This window comes from Streptomyces harbinensis (genome assembly GCF_900116145.1).
Taxonomy (GTDB): domain Bacteria; phylum Actinomycetota; class Actinomycetes; order Streptomycetales; family Streptomycetaceae; genus Streptomyces; species Streptomyces carpaticus.
Map to the genome: position 1 here is coordinate 626,285 of NZ_FPAB01000003.1, position 22,835 is coordinate 649,119.

Annotated in this window: 18 protein-coding genes; 13 read left to right on the forward strand and 5 right to left on the reverse strand. The window is 72.9% G+C overall.

Annotated elements, in window-relative coordinates:
• Positions 1-35 precede the first annotated feature (35 nt).
• Positions 36-2,123 carry an NB-ARC domain-containing protein gene (locus tag BM385_RS10615; RefSeq protein ID WP_093842873.1) on the forward strand — a complete coding sequence of 696 codons (2,088 nt, stop codon included), beginning with the start codon at positions 36-38 and terminating at the stop codon, positions 2,121-2,123.
• Here BM385_RS10615 and BM385_RS10620 read toward each other — a convergent pair.
• Both BM385_RS10620 and BM385_RS10630 read right to left on the reverse strand, forming a co-directional pair.
• Positions 2,105-3,649 (reverse strand): translation initiation factor 2, encoded by a 1,545-nt coding sequence (locus tag BM385_RS10620; protein ID WP_254791501.1) that lies wholly within the window; start codon positions 3,647-3,649, stop codon positions 2,105-2,107. The two genes, BM385_RS10615 and BM385_RS10620, sit on opposite strands and share 19 nt — an antisense overlap.
• Positions 3,650-3,856: 207 nt before the next feature.
• Positions 3,857-5,068, reverse strand: a complete 1,212-nt coding sequence (locus BM385_RS10630) for an FUSC family protein (protein ID WP_093842875.1) — start codon at positions 5,066-5,068, stop codon at positions 3,857-3,859.
• Between the two features lie 122 nt (positions 5,069-5,190).
• On the opposite strand from BM385_RS10630, the gene BM385_RS10635 reads away from it, so the two are divergent.
• Both BM385_RS10635 and BM385_RS10640 read left to right on the forward strand, forming a co-directional pair.
• Positions 5,191-6,330 carry a glutathione-independent formaldehyde dehydrogenase gene (locus BM385_RS10635; protein WP_019433792.1) on the forward strand — a complete coding sequence of 380 codons (1,140 nt, stop codon included), beginning with the start codon at positions 5,191-5,193 and terminating at the stop codon, positions 6,328-6,330.
• A gap of 171 nt (positions 6,331-6,501) precedes the next feature.
• Positions 6,502-7,380: an SAM-dependent methyltransferase gene (locus BM385_RS10640; RefSeq protein ID WP_019433793.1), complete on the forward strand. Its 879-nt coding sequence runs from the start codon at positions 6,502-6,504 to the stop codon at positions 7,378-7,380.
• Here the strand turns inward: BM385_RS10640 and BM385_RS10645 are convergent.
• Complete coding sequence (locus tag BM385_RS10645; RefSeq protein WP_019433794.1) at positions 7,373-8,356, reverse strand: zinc-dependent alcohol dehydrogenase family protein; 984 nt, start codon at positions 8,354-8,356, stop codon at positions 7,373-7,375. The genes BM385_RS10640 and BM385_RS10645 overlap by 8 nt on opposite strands.
• A gap of 127 nt (positions 8,357-8,483) precedes the next feature.
• On the opposite strand from BM385_RS10645, the gene BM385_RS10650 reads away from it, so the two are divergent.
• From BM385_RS10650 to BM385_RS10670, 5 genes are all read left to right on the forward strand, one after another.
• Entirely contained in the window at positions 8,484-9,761 is a 1,278-nt protein-coding gene (locus BM385_RS10650) for a VWA domain-containing protein (RefSeq protein WP_019433795.1), read from the forward strand.
• The gene (locus BM385_RS10655; protein WP_019433796.1) at positions 9,761-10,579 is read left to right on the forward strand and encodes a hypothetical protein; all 819 of its coding nucleotides are present in this window, start codon (positions 9,761-9,763) and stop codon (positions 10,577-10,579) included. The genes BM385_RS10650 and BM385_RS10655 overlap by 1 nt, the downstream gene beginning before the upstream one ends.
• A gap of 152 nt (positions 10,580-10,731) precedes the next feature.
• On the forward strand, positions 10,732-13,440 hold the full coding sequence (locus tag BM385_RS10660) for an ATP-binding protein (protein ID WP_093842876.1): 2,709 nt from the start codon (positions 10,732-10,734) through the stop codon (positions 13,438-13,440).
• Positions 13,441-13,486: 46 nt separating this feature from the next.
• Positions 13,487-13,855: a 6-pyruvoyl trahydropterin synthase family protein gene (locus tag BM385_RS10665; RefSeq protein ID WP_093842877.1), complete on the forward strand. Its 369-nt coding sequence runs from the start codon at positions 13,487-13,489 to the stop codon at positions 13,853-13,855.
• Positions 13,856-13,921: 66 nt separating this feature from the next.
• A complete protein-coding gene (locus tag BM385_RS10670) occupies positions 13,922-14,929 on the forward strand; it encodes a DUF5954 family protein (RefSeq protein ID WP_139275164.1) in 1,008 nt (335 codons plus the stop codon).
• Positions 14,930-14,959: 30 nt separating this feature from the next.
• Here the strand turns inward: BM385_RS10670 and BM385_RS10675 are convergent, their stop codons facing one another.
• Complete coding sequence (locus BM385_RS10675) at positions 14,960-16,396, reverse strand: WGR domain-containing protein (RefSeq protein WP_093842879.1); 1,437 nt, start codon at positions 16,394-16,396, stop codon at positions 14,960-14,962.
• A 92-nt stretch (positions 16,397-16,488) separates the two neighbouring features.
• Here BM385_RS10675 and BM385_RS10680 point away from each other — a divergent pair, with 92 nt between their 5' ends.
• From BM385_RS10680 to BM385_RS10690, 3 genes are all read left to right on the forward strand, one after another.
• Positions 16,489-16,932 carry a type II toxin-antitoxin system PemK/MazF family toxin gene (locus tag BM385_RS10680; RefSeq protein WP_019433802.1) on the forward strand — a complete coding sequence of 148 codons (444 nt, stop codon included), beginning with the start codon at positions 16,489-16,491 and terminating at the stop codon, positions 16,930-16,932.
• A 126-nt stretch (positions 16,933-17,058) separates the two neighbouring features.
• The gene (locus BM385_RS10685; protein WP_139275165.1) at positions 17,059-17,823 is read left to right on the forward strand and encodes an MHYT domain-containing protein; all 765 of its coding nucleotides are present in this window, start codon (positions 17,059-17,061) and stop codon (positions 17,821-17,823) included.
• 369 nt (positions 17,824-18,192) lie between these two features.
• On the forward strand, positions 18,193-18,834 hold the full coding sequence (locus tag BM385_RS10690; protein ID WP_093842880.1) for a M23 family metallopeptidase: 642 nt from the start codon (positions 18,193-18,195) through the stop codon (positions 18,832-18,834).
• A gap of 125 nt (positions 18,835-18,959) precedes the next feature.
• Here BM385_RS10690 and BM385_RS10695 read toward each other — a convergent pair whose 3' ends face one another.
• A complete protein-coding gene (locus BM385_RS10695) occupies positions 18,960-19,865 on the reverse strand; it encodes a glycerophosphodiester phosphodiesterase (protein ID WP_093842881.1) in 906 nt (301 codons plus the stop codon).
• A 171-nt stretch (positions 19,866-20,036) separates the two neighbouring features.
• Between BM385_RS10695 and uvrB the strand changes: the two genes are divergently transcribed.
• Positions 20,037-22,157 carry an excinuclease ABC subunit UvrB gene (uvrB, locus tag BM385_RS10700; RefSeq protein WP_093842882.1) on the forward strand — a complete coding sequence of 707 codons (2,121 nt, stop codon included), beginning with the start codon at positions 20,037-20,039 and terminating at the stop codon, positions 22,155-22,157.
• A gap of 55 nt (positions 22,158-22,212) precedes the next feature.
• Positions 22,213-22,794 carry a TerD family protein gene (locus BM385_RS10705; protein WP_019433807.1) on the forward strand — a complete coding sequence of 194 codons (582 nt, stop codon included), beginning with the start codon at positions 22,213-22,215 and terminating at the stop codon, positions 22,792-22,794.
• Positions 22,795-22,835 lie beyond the last annotated feature (41 nt).

The following is a 22,835-nucleotide window of genomic DNA, read 5'->3' on the forward strand; positions in this document are numbered from 1 at the left end:
CCGCTGGGCGGAGGTTGGCGGCGTACCCTGGTGCGGTGACCGGGGACGGCGTACACAATCAGGTGGGCGGACAGGCCCGGGTGGAACAGCTCGTGCAGGCCCACACCGTGCATGTGCACCAGTACGGAGGCGGGGCGCCGCCGGGGCGTACGGTGCGTCAGCTGCCCGCGGAGCGCGGGCCGTTCGTGGACCGGGACCGGGAACGCGCCCTGCTGCGGGCGGCCGTGGCCCGGCGGGCGGACGGTGCCGGGCCCGGCGTCGAGCGACCGCTGATCGGCGGGGTGAGCGGCCTGCGGGGCATCGGCAAGACCACCCTGTGTGTCCGGCTCGCCCATGAACTGGCCGATCCGCACTACCCGGACGGCACCTGCTACGCCGATCTGGACGCATTCCGCAGCGGCAACGGTGTCGTGCTGTCCGACGTACTCGCCGAGCTGCTGGACCAGTTGGACGACCGGAGCGAGCGGGGCGCCGCCGATCTGCGGTCGCTGCACGGGCGATATGCGCGGCACACGGCGGGCCGGCGACTGATCGTGGTGCTCGACAATGTGCGGTACGAGGAGGAGCTGGAGACCCTGCTGCCCGCCTCGGCCCACAGTCTGGTGGTGGTGACCGGCGACCGCAGGCTCACCGGCCCCGACCGGGGCGAGGGCGTGGTGGAGCTGCCGCTGGAGCCGCTGGAGGAGCGGCACGCCGCCGAGTTGCTGCGTCAGTTGCTCAAGCGCGACGATGCGCGGCTGGCGGACGAGGCGGCCGTCCGGGACCTGCTGCGGATCTGCGAGGGGCTGCCGCCACTGGTGAAGGTGGCCGCCGGACTGCTGAACCGGCATCCGCACAGCCGGCTCGCACGGCTGGTGGAGCGGGTGCGGGCGGAGGCCGAGCGGGAGGGGACGGCCGCGATGGAGTCGCTGTTCGCCGCTGCCGGCCGGGAGGCGGGCCCGGACGCGCTGCTGCTGTTCCGGCTGCTGGCCTGGTATCCGGCCGGGCACTTCCCGTTGCAGGCGGCGGTCGCCGTGCTGGGCCGGGGCGAGGACGCGGCGGCCGATGCCGTCGACGACCTGGTGGAACTGGGCCTGCTGGCCGATCGCGAGGACGGCCGGCTCCAATTGCACGGGCTGATGCGCGGGCACGCCCGCCGGCTGGCGGAGCGCGACGGCACGGCACGGGAGGCATCGGCCGCCCAGGCCCGGCTGATCCGCTGGTTCCGGCGGCAGGCGGAGCGCGCTGACCGGCTGAACGGGGCCGCGCGGCTGCGGTGCGGGAAGCCGCTTCAGGAGCCGCGGTACGCGCCGGATGTGGAGTGGCCGGACGGGGCGGCGGCGCTGCGCTGGCTGCACGAGGAGCGCGACGCGCTGTACGGGTGCGTGGCGCTGGCCCACGCGCGCGGTGACGACACGGACGTCTGGGCGCTGTGCGAGCCGCTGTGGCTGCACTTCAAGGAGCATCCGCGGCACGGCGAGGCGTCCGCCGCGTTCGCGCTGGGGGTGGAGTCGGCCGGGCGGTCCGGGCACTGGCGGGCGCTGATCCGGATGCGGTGCATGCTGGCGCAGGCGCTGTGGGAGCAGGGACGCATCGAGCGGGCCGAACGGGAGCTGGCCGACGCCGGCCGGGCCGCCGGACAACTCGGCGAGGACCGGGACGACCGCCTGCTGCTGGCGTCGGTGCGGGAGTTCCAGGGCAATCTGTGCGCGGCGCGCGGGGACGGGTGGGGCGCGCTGGCCGCGTACGAGGCGTCCCGGGCGGTGCATCTGGCCATCGGCAACGGGTACGGGGTGCTGTTGCAGACCCATCTGATGGGGAAGGCGGCGGCCGGTCTGGGGGAGTGGGAGCGGGCCGCCGTGCTGCTGGAGGAGGCGCACGCGCGGGCCCGCGAGCTGGATCGGGAGCGCATGGTGGGGCGTACGGCGCACGAGCTGGCCCGTGCGCGCCGGATGCTGGGTGACGGGGGCCGGGCGGCGGAGCTGTACGCCCTGGCGCTGGAGAACGCCGGGCGGCGCGGGGCGGACCAGGAGCGGATCACGATCCTGGCGGCGCTGGCGGAGCTGGCCGAGGAGGCCGGGGACAGCGGTTCGGCCGCCGGGTACCGGCGGGCGCTGCGGGAGCTTCAGAGCGGGGAGAGCTGAACCCCGACGGTGCGGTCGCCGAGGTGGCAGCGGAAGCGGTCCGCGCCGGTGGGCCGGCGGGCGTGGACCGCGGACAGGACGGCGCTCGGATCGACGGGCGCGCCGGGTCCGTGGTCGATGACGACGGCCAGCCGGGCGCCGGCCCGGGTGCGTACCGTGCAGCGGTCCGGGGCCAGGATCTGCGCGGCGGTGCGGCATGCCGGGTACTCCGCCAGGGCCAGGGCCGGCCAGTCGGGGGCGCCGGTGGCGGGGCCGCGCCGGTAGAGCAGGGCGGCGGTCTGGAGCTGCCCGAGGGCGGCCCGGTCGGCGTCGGCCGCGAGGTGGTCGCCGGGCGGGCCGTCGGCCGCCGCCGGGAAGCGGGATACCCGGACCCCGTCGGGGGTGGGTGCGGTCTCGACGGTGAAGGCGGTCACCGGCTCGGGCGTGGCGCCGGGTTCCGGCAGCGGCACCGGCAGTACGGGCCCTGGCGGCGGGTCGAGACCCAGCAGCCGGTACAGCTCGGTGCGCAGCAGGTCCAGCGCGCTGCCCCGGGCGGCGAAGGCGGGATCGGCCAGCGGGCGTACGCTGCCGGGCCGGTGGCCGGCGAGGGCGGCGGCCAGCTGGCCGGGGTACGGGGCGTGCGAGGTCAGCCGGGGTACCTGTGCCAGGAGCTGGGCCATGGGGCTGTCCGGGACCAGCTCCCGGCCGCCGTCGTACGCGCCGATCAGCGGGCGGTCCAGGGCCGCCGCGTACAGGGCGGTGGAGCCGTGGTCGGTGATCACCAGATCGGCGGCGATGAGCGCGGCGCCCCACTCCTCGTACGGGCCGGGGAGCACGAGCCCGGCGCGCAGGGCGGGGGCGAGCCACTGGTGCAGCGCGAAGGCGCCGTGCCGGGCGCGCGCGTTGGGGTGCAGGACGAGCGCGACCTGGTACGTGTCGTAGGGGAGGGTCGCGGTGAGCCGCTGCGGCAGTTCCGGGTGCCGGGCGAGCAGGGACTCGGGGCCGAAGGTGGAGGTGAGGACGATCAGGCGCCGGTCGCCGGTGCCCAGGGCGGCGCGGTAGCGGGCGCGGCCGGGCTGGGAGTGGTGGAGGCGTTCCAGGGTGGGATCGCCGGTGACCTTGGCGGGTGCGGCGGCGGTGGGGCTGGTGCGGGCGAGCCGGGCGAGCTGGCTGGGGTGGGCGAGGGCGTGCAGATCGGCGAGCGGCCGGCCGGCGTGCAGCAGCTGTCCGGGGTCGAGGCCGGTGGCGGACTCGCGGTCGGCGAGGTGCTTGTTGAATCCGGCGCCGTGCGGCAGGAGGGCGAGCGGGCCGGGGAGGAGGTGCAGGGCGCCGTTGGGGCTGGCGGCGAGGGCGAGCCGGTGGTGTGCGCCGGTGACGGCCTCGTCCCAGGGGATGGTGCGGGCACCGGCTCCGTCGAGCGCGGCGAGGGCGTCGGTGTCGTACGCGGAACCCGGGGCGAGGGTGAACAGCGGCGTGACGCGGTGGTCACCGGCGAAGACGGGGAGCACGTCGAGCAGCCGGTGCAGCGTCGTCGCCGAGCGGGCCACGCACAGGACGGTGTGCGTACCGAGGCCGCTGCCCGCTGCCCGCTGCCCGCTGCCCGCTGCCCGCTGCCCGCTGCCCGCTGCCCGCTGCCCGCTGCCCGCTGCCCGCTGCCCGCTGCCCGCTGCCCGCTGCCCGCTGCCCGCTGCCCGCTGCGCCGGATTCCGCCATACCCACCCCCCCTGCGTCCCAAGCGTGGCCGTCCGCGGATTTTACCGGGAGCTGCGGACCCGGATCCTGGCCTTGCGGCGCAGCCGCCGCACCCGTTCGCGGCGCTCGCGCGAGTAGCGGTCCAGCTCCTCCATCACCCGCAGGGACCGCTTCTCCACGTCCAGCTCGTCCAGCATCCGGTCCGCCTCGGCCAGGATCGAGCCGTGGAACTGCCACTGCCGCGGATGCTCCCGTACCCCGGTGAGCATCAGCTGCGCGAGCCGCTCCCGGCTGGCGCGGCTGGCCTCCAGTTCGTGCATCAGATTGTCCTCCGCCTCCTCCGCCGCCTCGTTGACCTGGCTGGTGATGAGGGTGGCGAAGCTGTCCACGGCGCGGGCGAGGTTGGCCAGCAGATCCCGCAGGGCCGGGCCGACCTCCGGGGGGACCAGCGGCTCGCCGGTGCGCCGGGCGGCGATGTCGGCCTGGGAGCGGGACATGGTGCGCAGGATGACGGCGCACACCTCCAGCGTGTCCAGGCCGGTACGCAGCACGATCCGGGTCAGCAGCCCCTCCTTGACCCGGGGGTTGAGCCGCAGGCTCTCCTCGGCCTGCCGCAGTGAGGCGTCCACGGTGGTGATGTCCTGGTCGAGCTGCCGGGCCTCGTCCAGCTTCTGCTCGGCCCGGGTGACGGACAGCCGCTGTGTCTCGGACTGCTCGGCGAGGCGCAGCAGCAGATCGCGCATCCGGGCGGCGAGGTCCTCGATGTCCTCGCCGGCGCTCTGCACCCACACCGGTGGTACGAAGATCACGTTGAACAGCAGTCCGACGACGGCGCCGATCAGGGTTTCCGCCACCCGGTCCCAGGCGGTCTCGGCGACCTGGGCCACGCCCAGCACGAGCATGGCGCTGATGGCCACCTCGGGGACGAACTCGCTCACCCGTACCAGGTGGCCCACGGTGAGCGCGCAGAGGATGAGCAGGCCCAGGCTCCACCAGCTGAGTCCGACGATGGCGCTGAAGCCGGCGGCCACGACGACGCCGACCACCACCGAGGTGACCCGGCGGATGCCGCTGGTGATGGTGGCGAAGAGGGTGACCTGGACGACGAGCAGGGCGGTCAGCGGGGCGAGCAGCGGGGCGCTGACGTTGGTGAGCCAGAGCGCGGCGATGTAGGAGAGGGTGGCGGCCGTGGCGGACCGCAGGGTCTGGGCGACCACCGGTTCCCGGCCGCCGCGTTTGGCGAGGTCGACGACTTGCTCGGACAGATCGGGCACGCTGCCGCCCTTCTGGTGCTTTTCTGCCGCTCACACCCGTGTGGCTGTACCAGACATAACACCCTAATATGACAAAAGGAATGGCAGCCAGCTGTCGGGGGCCACACAGCAGGGAGGACCCAGTGAAGGCGGTTGTGTACCAGGAGCCCTTCTCCGTCGCCGTTCAGGATGTGGACGACGCCCGGATACAGGCGCCGAACGATGCCATCGTCCGGGTGACGACAGCGGCGATCTGCGGGTCCGATCTCCATATGTACGAAGGACGCACCGGGGCCGAGCCGGGCATCGTGTTCGGCCACGAGAACATGGGCATCGTCGAGGAGGTCGGCTCCGGCGTCACCACGGTCAAGAAGGGCGACCGGGTGGTGATGCCGTTCAATGTGGCCTGCGGCTTCTGCAAGAACTGCCTCGCCGGGAAGACCGGCTTCTGCCTGACGGTCAACAAGGGCTTCGCGGGCGGCGCGTACGGCTATGTCTCGATGGGCCCGTACATGGGCGGCCAGGCCGAGTACCTGCGGGTGCCGTTCGCGGACTTCAACTGCCTCCAGCTGCCGATGGGCGAGGAGCACGAGGACGACTTCGCGCTGCTCGCGGACATCTTCCCGACCGGCTACCACGCCACCGAGATGGCGGAGGTCTCGCCCGGCGAGTCGGTGTGCGTCTTCGGCGCGGGCCCGGTGGGGCTGATGGCGGCCTACTCCGCGCTGCTGCGCGGCGCCGCCACGGTGTTCGTGGTGGACCGCCAGCCGGACCGGCTGCGGCTGGCCGAGCGCATCGGGGCGATCCCCATCGACTACAGCAAGGGCGACCCGGCCGAGCAGATCAAGGACCGTACCGGCGGCGAGGGCACCGACAAGGGCATCGACGCGGTGGGCTACCAGGCCACCGTCCGGGAGGGCGAGGAACAGCCCGCGATGGTGCTCAACACGCTCGTGGAGAGCGTACGGCCGACCGGCATCCTCGGCGTCGTCGGCCTCTACGTCCCCTCCGACCCGGGCGGGCCCTCGGAGAGCGCCCGGCACGGCGAACTGCTCTTCACCATGGGCCGCTTCTTCGAGAAGGGCCTGCGGATGGGCACCGGGCAGGCCAACGTCAAGGCGTACAACCGGCAGCTGCGCGACATGATCGTCGCCGGCCGGGCCACCCCGAGTTTCCTGGTCTCGCACCGGCTGCCGCTGCGCGAGGCACCCGAGGCGTACCAGCACTTCGACCAGCGCGACGACGGCTGGACCAAGGTGCTGCTCAAGCCCGCCATGGCCTGAGCCGGCGGCCCCGCCGCGCACCGGCTCCCACGTGCCCCGCCCCCGTCAACGGCGGGGCACCCGCATCCCCGTACGGGTGAATACCGGGCCGCACGGCACTGCCCGGCACGCCCGGCGGGCAGGTTGGGGGCGGTGAGCGGGGGGCCGATGCCCAGGAGGGGGAGAACGACGATGCCGGAGACCACCGATACCGGGCTGCCCGGAGCACCCACACCGCAGGCGGTGGGGGAGTTCTACGACGCGAACAACCGGGTGATCACCGAGATCTACGGTGGCAACATGCACTACGGGTACTGGCTGGGCCCGGACGACACCAGCGACTTCGCCACCGCGGGGGACCGCCTCACCGATCTGCTGATCAGCCGGCTGCGGGCCGGCCCCGGTGACGAGGTGCTCGACCTCGGCTGCGGCACCGGCGGCCCCGGCGTGCGGCTGGCCAAGGCCAGCGGCGCCCGGGTGACCGGCGTCTCCATCAGCGCCGGTGACGTCGCGCTGGCCGGGGCACGGGCGGAGGCCGAAGGGCTCTCCGGACAGGTCCGTTTCGAACTGGCCGACGCCATGGACCTGCCCTACCGGGACGCCTCGTTCGACGCCGTGCTCGCCTTCGAATCCATCGTGCACCTCCCCGACCGGGGCGCGGCGCTGGCGGAGATCGCCCGCGTGCTGCGCCCCGGCGGCCGGCTGGTCCTCACCGACCTGGTGGAGCGCGGCCCGGCCGAGGAGGACGAGCACAAGCGCCGGGCGGTCGCCGAAATGCTGGCCATCTGGCGCGCCGCACCCATGACCCGCGCCGAGGCGTACCCGGGCCTCGCGGACGCCGCCGGACTCGTCATCGACGAGATCACCGACATCACCGAGCACACCAAGTACACCGCCGCCCACATCTACGCCGGGACCCGCGACCATCTGCTGCGGTACGGCGAACTCCCCCCGGACCTGGCCCGCATCCACGCGATGGGCGCCCATGTGGACTGGGCGGAGTTCACGGCCGCCGAACAGAGCGACGGCATGATCATCGTGGTGGCGCACCGCCCGCCCGGGCTCACATGACCAGGACGGCCGCGCCGTTGACCCGGTCCGCCGCCAGGTCGTCCAGGGCGCGGTCCGCCTGCTCGAAGGGGTAGGGCGTGACGGTGGTGCGCAGCGCGTGGGCGCGGGCCGCGGCCAGGAAGGCGCGGCCGTCGTCACGGGTGTTGGCGGTGACGCTGCGCAGCGTGCGTTCGTGGAAGAGGTGGCGCTCGTAGTCCAGCGCGGGGATCCCGGAGAGGTGGATCCCCGCGATGCTCAGGGTGCCGCCCGCGTCCAGGGCGGTGAGGGCGGTGGGGACCAGATCGCCCACCGGGGCGAACAGGATCGCGGAGTCCAGTGGCTCGGGCGGGGCGGCGTACGCGTCGGCCGCCGAGGCGGCGCCGAGGTCGAGAGCCAGGCGCCGGGCCGAGGCTGACCGGGTGAGGACATGCACCGTCGCGCCCTCGGCCAGGGCCACCTGGGCGGTCAGGTGCGCCGAGCCGCCGAAACCGTAGATGCCCAGCCGGCCGTGCGGCGGCAGGTCGGCCCGGCGCAGCGCCCGGTAGCCGATGATGCCCGCGCACAGCAGCGGGGCCAGCGCCGTATCCGGGTAGCCCTCGGGCAGCGGATAGGCGTAGGCCGCGGGCACGGTGGTGTACTCGGCGTAGCCGCCGTCCGCGTCCCAGCCGGTGTAGCGGGAGTGCGGGCACAGATTCTCCCGGCCGCCCCGGCAGAACCGGCACCGGCCGCAGGTGTGCCGCAGCCACGGCACGCCCACCCGCGCGCCCACCGCGTGGCCCGCGGCGCCCGGCCCGGCCGCCACCACCTCGCCGACCACCTCGTGCCCCGGCACCACCGGCGTCCGGTGCGGCGGCAGCTCCCCGTCCCGGACGTGCAGATCGGTACGGCACACGCCGCACGCCCGTACCCGCACCAGCAGTTCGCCCGCGGCGGGGCGGGGGACCGGCAGTTCGGCGGGGTCCAGCCGGCCGGGGGTGCGGACCGTCCAGGCGCGCATGGTCGCGGGCGGCGCACCGGGGGTTTCGGCAGTCATGTCCGACAAGGTAGTGCCGCCCCGGGTGCCGAGGCCCGGAAGCGACCCGCTCGTTTTGAGGTGAGCACCTGACGGTCAATAAGATCCGCCAATGATCATAAGAAAGTGGTCGGTCGCCCTGAGCGGGCTGCTGACCGTCCTGATGGCGGGCGCCTTCGCGCCCGGCGCGCTCGCCGACGGCGCGGTGACCGAGGGCGAACCGCCGCCGCCCCGCGTGGAACTCGTCCTCGACGTGAGCGGCTCCATGAGTGAACGCGACATGGCCGGCGGCCAGTCCCGGATCGCCGCCGCACAGCAGGCGTTCAACGAGGTGCTCGACGCGATGCCGGAGGAGGTGCACCTCGGCATCCGGACCCTGGGCGCCGGCAACCCCGGCGACGACAAGGTCGCCGGGTGTCTCGACAGCGACCAGCTGTACCCCGTGGGGCCGGTGGACCGTCTTGAGGCCAAGACGGCGGTGGCCACGCTCCGCCCCACCACCGGCTTCACCCCGATCGGCCTCGCGCTGCGCGAGGCCGACAAGGACCTCGGTGACGACCCCGGCACCCGCCGGATCGTGCTCATCACCGACGGCGAGGACTCCTGCGGCCAGCCCGACCCCTGCGTGGTGGCCCGCGAACTGGCCGCCAAGGGCACCCACCTGGTGGTCGACACCCTCGGCCTGACCCTGGACGACGCCGTGCGCCAGCAGCTGAGCTGCATCGCCGAGGCCACCGGCGGCACCTACACCGCCGTCCAGGACGCTGACCAGCTCGCCGACCGCATCGGGCAACTCGTCCGGCGCGCCGACGTGCCGGTGGAGAACCCGGCCGCCGTCGAGGGCGCCACCCAGTGCGCCGACGCCCCGCTGCTGGGCGCCGGCGTCTATATCGACCGCGCCGAGTTCGGCGAGCCCCGCTGGTACCGGGTGCCGGTGCGCCCCGGCCAGGAACTGCGCGCCTCGGTCAGCGTGGCCGCCGACCGCGCCATGGACCCCGACCACGGCGTGCTGCTGCGCGCGGTGAGCGAGGAGGGCCAGGAACTGACCCGCGGCACCGGCGCCGGCCACGGCCGCACCGATGTGATGTCCACCGGGCTGCGCTACCCGCTGCCCGAGCCGGAGGAGGGCGACACCTCCGCGTCGGTCCCGGTCTGCCTCGAGGTCTCCAACTCCTTCTCGGTGCCCGAGGGACAGCCCCGCACCCCGGGTCTGCCGGTGGAGCTGGCCGTCGACGTGGTGGCCGGCCCCGACAACCCCTCGGACGTGGCGGCCTTCGGGCTCGCCCGGGGCTGGGTGCCGCTGGTGCTGCTGACCGTGGTCGGCCTGGTCGCCGGTGTGCTGTGGGGCCTGCTGGTCCGGATGGGGATCGCGCTGGGGAGGGCCCACTGATGCGACAGGGACTGCGACGTACGATCCGGGGCGCGGCGCTGCTGCCGCTGACCGGACTGCTGCTCGCCGGTGCGGGCACGGCCGTGGCCGACGACGGCGGGCAACAGGAGGCGGGCACCAGCTTCCGGACCGCCACCGTGATCGCCCAGGACGAGACCGCCACCGCCATGGCCTCCACCGGCGACTACCTGTACTGGACGTTCCCGGCCGGCGCCGGACAGACCGCCACCGCCGAGGCCACGGTCACCCTGCCGGACGCCGCCGCGCGCAGCGGCCCGGTCACCTGGCAGCTCGACGTGTACGACGGGCTGCGCCGCCGGCAGGCGTGCACCGAGGGGCAGCAGACGGTGACGGCGGCCGAGACCACCGCCTCCATCGACCTCAGCTGCACCCTGCGCCCGGTCAAGCCCTGGTCCGAGCCGTGGGCGGACGACCCGCTGCCCGGCGCGTACTATCTGCGGCTGACCGTCGTGGAGTTGCCGGAGCGTGATCTCGGGCTCGGCGTCTCGGCCCAGGTGAGCGTCACCGCCACCGAGTCGGGCGGGGCGCGGGCGAGCGGCGGCGAACTGTCGGAGCCGCTGATCCCGGCGGCCCGGGCCGGATCCATCGTCGATCTGGAGGCCGACCCGGACGCGGAGGAGGACGGCGACGACACGGCGACCGGCGTGCAGCCGGTGGCCGTCGCCGAGCCCGAGTCCGGCTGGATGGGCTCGTGGTGGACCGACCGCTGGGTGTGGACGGCGGCCGGCGGTGTGCTCGGCGCCATCGCGGGCGTGGCCGGTTATGTGCTGATCCGGCCGCGGCAGCGGGAGAGCTGACCCGGCGGCGCATGTTGTGTACGGGTCCGGCCGCCGGGGCACGATAGCCTGGCGGCCGGCTCCGTCCCCGGCTGGTCACCTACCGCCACCGCCATCGGTAAGTCCGCCGCGCCGGAGTGCTGTTGACGGCTGAGGCTGAAGCGGGGGACCGAATGCGCACCGCCTTTGTGGACCGGGTCGACTCCATGGGCGCCCTGCTGGAGGTGGCACGCGATCTGACGGCGGGCCGGGGGCAGGCGCTGGTGGTGGAGGGCGTCTCGGGGATGGGCAAGTCCGCCCTGCTGGACGCCTTCGCCCAGCGGATCGAGAACGACCCGGAACTGCGGCGCGGCGTACGCCTGGTGACGGTACGGTGCGCCCCGGACGTCGGCGACGCCGGGACCAGCCCGTACGCCCCGATGGCCGAGATCCTGCTGGAGCTGAACGGGCGGGCCGGTGCCCGGCGGCGCTGGCAGCGGGCGGCCGGGGTGTTCGGCCGGAGCATTCCGCGCCTGCTGGCCCAGTTCGTCCCCGGCGCGGGACCGCTGCTCGACAGCGGTCAGGACATCGTCGAGGCCGCCCTGCGGACCGGCTCGATGCCGGGCGACAGTCTGCTGCCGCAACAGGAGTCGATGGCCCTGCGCACCGCCGAGGCGCTGCTGGCCGAGGCCGCCGCCGGGCGCCCCGCGCTGGTGCTGCTCGACGACATCCAGTATCTCGACCTCAGCAGTCTCCAGGTCCTCGACCGGCTGGTCAGGGCGCTGCCGGACGCCCCGCTCGCCCTGGTGCTGGGCCACCGGGTGGACGGCCTGGACAGCGAGGGCGCCATCGCCGAACTGCTCCAGCGCTGGGAGTACGAGGAGAAGCTGCGGCGGGAGCGGCTGCGCGGGCTGCCGCGCGACGCGGTCGCCGAGCTGGCCCGGGCCCGGCTGACCGGGCGCACCGTCCCCGACTCCTTCTCCGCGCAGCTCGCCGAGGCCACCGACGGCCACCCGATCTTCGTCGAGCAGATCCTGCGTCAGCTGCCGCCGGGCCGCCTGGAGCGGGTCGAGCTGCCGCACGACCTGCCGCAGGCGGTGCGGAACCGTTTCCGTGAACTGGACGCGCCGACCCAGGAACTGCTGCGGGTCGGAGCGGTCCAGGGCCGGGCGTTTCTGTCCCTCACCGTTGCCGAGGTGGCCGGGGTACCCCACGAGGAGGCGCTGGAGCGGCTGCACCGGGTGGCCGCCGGACGCCGGCTGATCCGGGAGCGCACCGAGCGGGCGCCGCAGTGGGTACGGCGGGCCGGCGCCGACCTGTACGAGTTCGAGCATCTGGCGCTGCGCGAGGGCGTCTACCGCGGGCAGAGCACCGGCCAGCGGGAGAGCAGGCACGCCGCGCTGGCCGGCGTACTGACCCGGATCGCGGGGCAGTTCGGCGCGGAGGTCCCGCTCGAACTGCGCCGGGACATCGCCGGCCAGCTGCGGGCCGCAGGTCCCCGCGCGCTGGCCGCCTCCGCGGTCGCGCACCACCGGCTGGCCCTCGGCTCGGCGCTGTCCGCCCTGTCGTTCGCGGACGCCGAACGGGACTGCGCCATCGCCATCGACGCGGCCCGGCGGCTCCCGGCGGACGGCGGCGAGCGGGATCTGGCCCTGGTCCAGTCGGTGGAACTGCTGCTCTCCCTCACCGAGGTCCGCTGGCGCGGGCACCGGGACGCGCTCGGCGCGGAGACCGACATCGACACCCTGGCGGCCGAGGCGGAGGCCGCGGCGCACCGGCTGGGCGACCGGCGGCTGATCGCCCGTACCGCGCTCCAGCGCGGCAAGACGCTGATGGCCACCCGGGGGCTGCGCCGTTCCCTGGAGAAGCTGGCCGAGGCGGTGCGCCGCGCCGAGGAGAGCGACGACCCGGTGGCGCTGTTTGTCGCCAAGGTCGAGTACGGGCGGCAACTGCCCAAGCGGGATCTGGCCGCGGGGCTGCGCGAGCTGGCCGAGGCGGAGCGGCTGTACGCCACCGAGCCGTCGCTCGGCGCCCGGGACAACCCGGTGCTGGCCCACGCCCGCAACCTCAACGAGATGCAGCTGGGCGTCAATCTCTACGACGCCGGCCGGCTCGGCGAGGCCCGCAAACGGCTGCTCCAGTGCACCGCGCGGCTGCGCTCCGAGCCGCTGAACGCCGAACTGCCCATCGCGCTCAACTACCTGGCGCAGCTGCACCTCGCGCTGGGCGCGGAGGCGGAGGCCGCCGAGGTGCTGCGCGAGGCGCTGGCCTTCGAGGAAAAGCGGGGCGGCGACAGCGGCTGGCACGCGTACAACGCGGCGCTGCTGGCGCTGCTGCTCTCCCGGGACCCGGCCGGCCGGGAGCAAGCGCTGGAGCTGGCCGAGGCCGCATGGCTGGAGACCCAGCGCACCTGGCTGGCGAACCTGGTGCCGATCGTGCGCAACCTGTACGCCGAGGTGGTGCTGGACACCGCGCGCGGTCCGGCCGATCTGGAATGGGCGCACCGGCTGGCGGTGGACACCTGCGCGGAGACGGCGGAGGGCACCGGGAGCGGCATGGTGCGCAGCGAGATCGCGGCGCTGGTCCTGCGCTCGCGGATCCGGCTGCGGCAGGGCGCGGTGACGGAGGCGGCCGAGCGGGCCGGGGCGGCGCTGGCGCTGCTGGAGCGGCACGGGGATCTGCCCGCGCTGCGCACCGAGGAGGTGCTGTACTGGTCGGCCCGGGCGGTGCTCGCCGACGGTGCGGACGGTGCGCGCGAGCGGGCCGGCGCGCTGCTGGCGCGGGCCCGAGAGCAGGTGGCGCGCAAGGCGGACAGCCTGGAGGGGGACCGGGTGCTGCGGGAGGCTTTCCTCACCCGGGTGCCGCTGAACCGGTGGATCACCGAGGGCGAGGGATTGAGCTGACGGGTACGGTGCCAGCACAGGAGAAAGCGGAAGGGGGCGGTGCCGGATGTTCATGATCAGCAAGGAGTTCCACTTCTCCGCGAGTCATGTCCTGGACCGCCTTCCCTCCTGGCACCAGTGCGCCAGGATGCACGGGCACAACTACGTGGTGGTGCTGGAGCTGTCGGCCCGCGCCGAGGATCTGACCGAGGCCGGTTTCGTGCGGGACTACCGGGATCTGGACCCGTTCAAGAAGTGGCTGGACGACACGCTGGATGACCGGCATCTGAACGAGGCGCTGGGGGAGACGATCTCGCCGTCGGCCGAGAACCTGGCGAAGTGGATCTTCGACGCCTGGGTGGAGCAAATCCCGGAGCTGGCGGCGGTGAGGGTATCGGAGACGCCGAAGACCTGGGCGGTGTACCGGCCGGATTGACCCCCGGGAGGATGATCCGGGACGGATCCGCTGCGATGTGGCTGACAGGGCTACCACAATGCGGGTATGAGCGATGACCAAGCGGAACTTCCCGAACCCCACCGTGTCATCAGCATGGCGCGGTTCGACGATCCGGTGTCGGTGATCTCCGATACGGAGGCGTGGCGCGCGCGGGACACCTATCCGGACATCATGGGGCGGGGGCCGATGTTCGCCCTCGTGGAGCAGGAGGCCGATGGTCGCTGGCGGGTGATCGTCGCCGATGAGGGCAATCCGCAGGGCTGCCGGGACGAGCTGGCCCGGGAGTGCCGGGTGCGGGCGGCGGAGGCCGTGGCGGTGAAGGACCGCGAGGCCCAGCGGCTGTGGCTGACCGGGGCCCGCCGGATGGACTGGGAGAAACTCAACGAGCTGCGGGTGGGGGAGTGCCGGTTCCGGATCGCCCGGGGTGACATGTTCATCCGGATGGGACCGGACGGTCCGGAGCCGCCCCGGCCCAGCGATCCGGATCCGATGCGGCCGGGGGAGGGGTACCGGGCCAGGTCGCGTACCCGCGGCTTTCTGATCGATCCGGCGGCGGCCACCGGGATGTCCGAGGGGATGCTGCGGATCGATCTGCTGAGTTTCGTGTATCCGTCGTCGCGGGTGCCGCACGATGTGCGGGCGGATTCGCTGCGGGCGCTCCAGAGCCATCCGGGCGGGGTGCTGCTGCCCCCGGTGTTCGCGATCACCGAGTTCACCGAGGGCAGGTGGACGCCGATGACGGGCGGGGCGGACACGCCGCAGGCGATCCGGGACTCGCTCGTGACCTATCTGCGGGAGGTCGCGCCGATGCTGCACGAGGACGATCCGGCCCTGGTGGCCCGCTTCCGGGCGGCGGCCGACGAGCTGGCGTACACCCGGTGGGACGAGACCCGGATCGCCGACCGGCACTACCGGGTGATGCGGCTGGAGCGGCTGGTGCGGGTGGGCCCGGACGGCCCGGAGCCGCCCCGGGCCTCCGACTGGGATCCGGAGCTGCCGGTGCAGGCCCAGGCGGAGCGGGACCGGCTGAACGGAGTGCGGTACGACGACTAGCCGACCGTCCGGCCCGCAGTGCGGGGCGGCTCAGCCGAGGCGGCGTATCTCGCCCTGCACCCGGTAGAAGCCGCCGGCGGAGGCGTGCAGGGCGTCGACGACGTACCGGGCGCCGGCCTCGCGGATGTGGCGGGGGAACTGCACGTTCCAGTTCGGGTCGTAGCCCGCGGTACTGACGCGCATCCGCAGCCGGGAGCCCTCCCGTACGCACTCGACGACCACGCCGCCGGCCGGGACGGCGGTCACCAGCTCCACGGCCTCGGCCGTGCGGGCCGGGGTGTAGGTGGGGGTGCCCGCCGCCGACTTGATGTCCCGGGCGGTGGGCACCGTGCCGCGCTGGGCGTCGGCGATGGCCGCCTCGCCGGCGTCGATGCAGGCCAGCGAGCCGTCGGTGGTGACGATGTACAGCTTCTCGTCTCGGTACTGCATGGACAGCGCGGAGCCGGCGCCGGTGCCCAGCTTCCACAGCCGGGTGCCGTCCTCGGCGAAGCAGTAGACCGAGGAGGAGGAGTCCCCGGCGAAGACGTACCGGCCGCCGGGCGCGGTGGCGCAGGAGTACACGACGGAGTCGCAGCTGTAGGTGGCCTCGATCCGGCCGCTGTCCTTGGCCAGCCGCTGCACCACCCGCCGGTCGGTGCCGGCGTACACCGAGCGGTCCTCCTGCCAGCCGAAGAGCACCGCGCCCCGGGTGCCGGTGTGCCACAGCTCGCCGGAGCCGTCGGGGGCGTAGGCGGTGACCCCGCCGCCGTGCCCGTGGTAGACGGCGCGGTCGTCGCGGCGCACCATCCAGGCGTGGTCGCCGGTGCTCCTGCGCGACCACTGGAACTCGTCCTCGTGGTCGATGACGGTCAGCCCGCCCTGCCGGTCGGCGACGTTGAGGACGCCCTCGTGGATGTCGAGCCAGAAGATGTCGACATCGGTGGCGATCTCGTAGGCGGCGAAGGGGAGCTTGGAGGAGAGGTCGTAGACGGTGCCGTCGTCGCAGCCGGCGTAGATCCAGAAGTCGTCGGCGACCAGGCACTTGACGCCGTCCGGCAGCCGGTAGCGGGCCAGCACCTCGCCGTCGTGCCCCAGGGTGAAGACGTCGCCGCTCTGATTGCCGACCCAGCAGCGGTCCTCGTCGATGTGGATGCCGAACGCCGCGGCGTCGGTACGGAACCGCCACAGCACGGGGGCGACCGAGCGGGCGGTGGAGGGGGCGGAGGAGACCTGACGGCGGGTGACCGACCGGGCGGCGCGACCGCCGGGGACGGCTGCGGCGTAGCCCTTGCGGACCTTCTCGCCGACCTTCTTCGCCGCCGCCGCCCGTGCCTTCTCGGCGCTGGCGAACTGCTGGGTCTTCAGCTGCCCGGCGGCGCCGATCCGTCCGTACCGCACGCGCACCGTCGTGCCGTCCACCGTCACCTCGTAGAACTTGTGGGCGCCGCCGCCGTCCTCGGACAGCTCCAGATAGGTGGTGGTGGACATGCTGGTCTCCCCTGCCGTTGCGTCGTTCGCGTCAGTGAGCACAACGTAAGGGCGGGCACTGACAATTGGTCCGACGGGGATAGCGTTGCGGTATGACGATCGATGCGGATGAGGTACACGGGAGGGGTGGGCCCACCGGGACCACCGAGGTGCGGGCGGGGTCACTGGGCGTGGTGCGCACCGCGTACGCGCCGGAGTTCGACGGCGACCCGGACCCGGGTGAGATCGTGTGGACCTGGGTGCCCTACGAGGAGAACGACGGCCGGGGCAAGGACCGCCCGGTGCTGGTGGTGGCCCGCGAGGATGCCGGCACCGTGCTCGCGGTGCAGCTGAGCAGCAAGGAGCGGGACGGGGACCCGGAGTGGTTCCCGCTGGGAGCGGGTCCGTGGGACCGTTCGGGGCGGGAGTCCTGGGTGGATCTGGAGCGGGTGCTGCGGGTGCACCCGGAGGGCATGCGGCGCGAGGCGTGCGCGCTGGACCGGGCCAGGTACCAGAGCGTGGTGCACAGCCTCCAGGCGCGGCACGGCTGGCGGTGAGGCGGGGGCCCGGCCGGGAAGGGGCCGGGCCCGTCACGGACTCCCCTGGGCACACTTTGATCACAGGCGTTACATATCTGATCGTTTCGCCTTAGCATCCTGCCATCTGACCTGGTGGGGGGAGCTGTGGCACGTGCTGTCGAAGTGACCGTCGATCACTTCAGCTATGGAACGATCACGCCCGTCCTGGGCTATCTGATGGCCGTCCTGGGCGCCGCGCTGGGACTGCGCTGCACCGTACGCGCCCTCTCCGAAGGACACGGCCGCCGCAAGGGCTGGCTGGTCCTGGGGGCGCTGGCCCTCGGCTCCGGCATCTTCACCATGCACTTCATCGCGATGATGGGCTTCACCACCGGCGGGGTGCACCTCGACTACGACCTGGCGCGGGCCTTCGCCAGCCTGGCCATCGCCGTCGTGGTGGTGGGCGCCGGGCTGCTGCTGGTGGGCACCGCCCGGCGCACCGGGCCGGCCGTGCTCGGCGGCGGTCTGATCACCGGGGCCGGGATCGCGGCGATGCACTACGTGGGCATGACCGGCTTGGTCATGACGGCCGAGGTGCGGTACGCGCCGGCGTATGTGGCCGCCTCCGTGGTCATCGCGGTGGTGGCCGCGATGCTGGCGCTGTGGTGCGCGGTCGCGGTGCGCGGGCTGAAGGCGGCGGTGGGGGCCAGCGCGCTGCTGGGGATCGCGGTCAGCGGCATGCACTACACCGGCATGGCCGCCATGTCGGTGCACGCCCACGCGCTCAGCGCGCTCGACACCCGGGCACCGATCGAGACCCTGATGCCCATCCTCGTCGTACCGCTGCTGCTGATGCTCTTCACCGGACTCTTCGTCGGTCTCGACCCGATGGCCTCCCGCGTTCCGGAAAGGGCGGGACAGCGGAATTGAGGGCACTTTCCTGTGGCCCTCGACACAGCCCGCGTGGAGCATACGAAGAGGCTTAGGAGAGAAAGGTGACCAAAGGCCGGGACTTTCGTCCCGGCCGCCCGGGAATTCCGGCCCGGGAGAGGCCGGGAATTCCGGCAGGGGACCGGGGTCCCGCCCCGTACCACCAGCGCGGGGCTCGGTCGGTGGCGACCGAAGAGGGCGGCGGAACGGCCGGGTTCCCGGGGATCCGGAAGGGACCTTTTTCCCTTTCCCCTGCTACGCCCCGGCCTAGTAACAGCGGCGCTTGAATGCCCGGGAATCGGCCACTACGAATGGGTGTTGTCCCGGCCGATGGTCGAATTTCCCCGAGCTCCGCGAGGTAATCCCCGAATGTCGAACCGCATCACGAACCGCATCGCCAAGGTCTCCAATGTCCGCACCCGTGCCGCCGTGCTGGCCGCCGGACTGGGCGCATCGGCGGTCCTGACGGTGGGCGTGGCGACGGCCGCCGAGGGTTCCCAGCAGACCCCCGACCTGTTCGCCGCCCACACCGCCAGCCAGCTCGCCGACTCCACCGGCGCCCAGGCCGACGCCGTGACCGCGGTCCAGAACTCCTGGATCAGCCCGATCGGCGGCGACTACAGCCTCACCGCCACCTTCGGCAACAGCGGTGACCGCTGGGCCAGCAAGCACAGCGGCCAGGACTTCGCCGTCCCGGTGGGCACCGACGTCCTCGCCGTGCACAGCGGCACCGTCGTCAAGGCCGGCGGCAACGGCGCCGGCGACGGCCCGGCCTACGGCAACGCCATCGTGATCAAGCACGACGACGGCACCTACTCGCAGTACGCCCACCTGAACAAGATCGACGTGAAGGTCGGCCAGCAGCTGAACACCGGCGACAAGATCGCCGAGTCCGGCAACACCGGCAACAGCAGCGGCCCGCACCTGCACTTCGAGATCCGGACCAGCCCGGACTACGGCACCGCCATCGACCCGATGGCCTTCCTGCACAGCAAGGGCGCCACGGTCTGACCCGACCGCGCCCACCGCGACCGCGCCCCGCCGGACACCGCACAGGTGCCCGGCGGGGCGCCGCCATGTCCGGGGCCGGCCGCCGGTGGCCGGCAGTGGCCACCGGCAGCCGGACCGGTGTCCGTTCAGCCGCCGATCGCCTCCCGGACCACGTCCGGGAAGTTGGTGATGATCCCGTCCACGCCCAGCCCCGCGATCCGGGCGGCCGTCGGGCCGTCGTTGATCGTCCAGGCGTTGACCTCCAGCGGCTCGCCGTGCACCCCGTCCACCGCCTGGATGGCCGCAACGTACTCGGCGGTGAGATCCGTGTACCGGGGGCCGATCTGGTCGGAGAACTCCGCGTAGTACGGCAGCTCCGCCACCGGCGGCGTGCCCAGGAAGCCGGTCTTCACCTCGGGTGCCAGCTCGTGCACCGTACGCACCGAGTCGCCGCTGAAGCTCTGGAGCACCACCCGCTCGCCCGGGTACGCCTCCGCCAGCCAGCCGGCCCGGTCCAGCTCGGCCAGGATCTGCCGCTCGATCCCCGGGTACAGCTCGGGGGACTTGATCTCCAGCAGCAGTTTCTGGTCGTTCGCGGTCAGCCGGTGCAGATACTGCCGCAGGGTCGGTACCCGTTCGGCCAAGAACTCGTCACCGAACCAGCTGCCCGCGTCCAGCCGGGCGATCTCGCGCGCGGTGAAGTCGCGGACGTTCCACGGCGAGCGGTCGGGGAAGACCGCCGCCGCGTTGGTGGTGCGCGCCAGGGTGGTGTCGTGCATCGCGATCAGCTGGTGGTCCTTGGTGCGCTGGACGTCGATCTCCACCCACTCGGTGTCGAGCCGGGCGGCCTCGTCGGCGGCGACCAGGGTGTTCTCCGGGGCGTAGCCGGATGCACCGCGATGGGCGACGATCAGTGGAGTGGCGGAGGCGGTCGTCACCGGCGCGTCCGCCGCCGGAACGGCAGCGGCGCCGCCGGCGGGGATCACGGTGAGCAGAAGCGTGATGACACCGAGGGCCGCGGCCGCGACCGCCGATCCGGGGCGTTTCGACACATTGACTCCTATGCGTCGGTTGGTAGGACGTAATGATCTTTTCCCCGCAGAAGACCGCGCCAGACAGAAAGATGGTGACTAGCGGCTGAACAGGTAGCGACAATCCGTCACCACAGACGGTCGCAGAGCACTCCGGAGCCGATTGTCGGTGCCGGGTCGTACGGTGGGGTCATGCGGCCCGTTTCCCACATCGAACGTACGGTGGCGCCCTTCGAGGTCGTCAGCCCCTACCAGCCCAGCGGCGACCAGCCGGCGGCCATCGCCGACCTGGAGCGGCGGATCAAGGGCGGCGAGAAGGACGTCGTCCTGCTGGGCGCCACCGGCACCGGCAAGTCGGCCACCACGGCCTGGATGATCGAACGGGTCCAGCGCCCCACCCTGGTGATGGCGCCCAACAAGACACTGGCCGCCCAGCTGGCCAACGAGTTCCGCGAGCTCCTGCCGAACAACGCCGTCGAGTACTTCGTGTCGTACTACGACTACTACCAGCCCGAGGCGTACGTCCCGCAGACGGACACCTACATCGAGAAGGACTCCTCGATCAACGAGGAGGTGGAGCGGCTGCGGCACAGCGCCACCAACTCGCTGCTCACCCGGCGCGACGTGGTCGTGGTGGCGTCCGTCTCCTGCATCTACGGCCTGGGCACCCCGCAGGAGTACGTGGACCGCATGGTGCCGCTGAAGGTCGGCGAGGAGATCGACCGGGACGCGCTGCTGCGCCGCTTCGTCGACATCCAGTACACGCGCAACGACGTGGCGTTCACCCGCGGCACCTTCCGGGTGCGCGGGGACACCATCGAGATCTTCCCGGTCTACGAGGAGCTGGCCGTCCGGATCGAGATGTTCGGCGACGAGATCGAGGCGCTCTCCACCCTGCACCCGCTCACCGGCGAGGTCATCGCCCACGAGCAGCAGCTGTACGTCTTCCCCGCCTCGCACTACGTGGCAGGACCCGAGCGGATGGAACGGGCCATCGGCGGCATCGAGCGGGAGCTGGCCGAGCGTCTGGAGGAGCTGGAGCGGCAGGGCAAGCTGCTGGAGGCGCAGCGGCTGCGGATGCGCACCACCTACGACATCGAGATGATGCGGCAGATCGGCACCTGCTCCGGCATCGAGAACTACTCGCTGCACGTCGACGGCCGCGAGCCCGGCTCCCCGCCGCACACCCTGCTCGACTACTTCCCCGACGACTTCCTGCTGGTCATCGACGAGTCGCACGTCACCGTGCCGCAGATCGGGGCGATGTACGAGGGCGACGCCTCCCGCAAGCGGACCCTGGTCGACCACGGCTTCCGGCTGCCCTCGGCCGTGGACAACCGGCCGCTGAAGTGGGAGGAGTTCCTGGAGCGGATCGGCCAGACGGTGTACCTGTCGGCCACCCCCGGCTCCTACGAGCTCTCCCGCGGCGACGGCGTGGTCGAGCAGATCATCCGGCCCACCGGCCTGGTCGACCCCGAGGTGGTGGTCAAGCCCACCGAGGGCCAGATCGACGACCTGGTGCACGAGATCCGCACCCGCACCGAGAAGGACGAGCGGGTGCTGGTCACCACGCTCACCAAGAAGATGGCGGAGGACCTCACCGACTACTTCCTGGAGCTGGGCATCCGGGTCCGCTACCTGCACAGCGACGTGGACACCCTGCGCCGGGTCGAGCTGCTGCGCGAGCTGCGGGCCGGTGAGTACGACGTCCTGGTCGGCATCAACCTGCTCCGGGAGGGCCTGGACCTCCCCGAGGTCTCCCTGGTGGCCATCCTGGACGCCGACAAGGAGGGCTTCCTGCGCTCGGGCACCTCGCTGATCCAGACGATCGGCCGCGCGGCCCGGAACGTCTCGGGGCAGGTGCACATGTACGCCGACCGGATCACCGCCGCCATGGAGCGGGCCATCGAGGAGACCAACCGGCGCCGCGCCAAGCAGATCGCGTACAACGAGGAGCGCGGCATCGATCCGCAGCCGCTGCGGAAGAAGATCGGTGACATCGTGGCGTCCATCGCCCGCGAGGAGGTCGACACCCACGATCTGCTGGGCACCGGCTACCGCCAGGGCGGGGAGCAGCGCAAGGGCAAGGCACCGGTGCCGGTGAAGCAGCCCGCCCGCAAGGGCGAGGCCGAGGGCACCGGGGAGCTGACCGAGCGCCCCGCCGCCGAGCTGGCGGAGACCATCGAGCAGCTCACCGAGCGGATGCGGTCCGCCGCCGCGGAGCTGCAGTTCGAGGTCGCGGCCCGGCTGCGGGACCAGGTCTCCGATCTCAAGAAGGAACTGCGTCAGATGCGCGAGGTGGGCCTGCGCTAGCGTCGCCCTTGACTCTTTCTTTACCGGAGTCGCCTGACAAGGAAGGGGAGCTGTTGTGGGCGTCAATTTGTCCAAGGGGCAGGCCGTCAGTCTCGTGAAGTCCGGGGGCGGCGGGCTGTCCGCCGTCCGGATGGGCCTGGGCTGGCAGGCGGCGCGGCGCGGGTTCTTCAGCAAGATGCTCGGCGGCGGCGGGGACATCGACCTCGACGCCTCGGCCGTGCTGTACGCGGGGACCGAGTCGCGCGATGTGGTCTTCTTCCAGAAGCTCACCAGTGACGACGGCTCGGTGATCCATACCGGTGACAACCTCACCGGTGGCGCGGGCCAGGAGGACGACGAATCGATCCTCGTCGATCTCGCCCGGCTGCCGGACGAGATCGACACCATCGTCTTCACCGTGAACTCGTTCACCGGCCAGACCTTCACCGAGGTCGAGAACGCGTTCTGCCGGCTGGTCGACGAGACCACCGGTGAGGAGCTGGCCCGCTACACGCTGGCCGGCGGCGGTGCGTACACCGGCCAGGTCATGGCCAAGGTCAGCCGGCGGGACGGCGAGTGGCGGATGACGGCCATCGGCGAGCCCGCCTCCGGCCGGACCTTCCAGGACCTGCTGCCGTCCATCGCCCCGCACCTGTAGCGGTGCCGGCGGGGCGGGGGCCGCGTGGTCGGCCCCCGCCC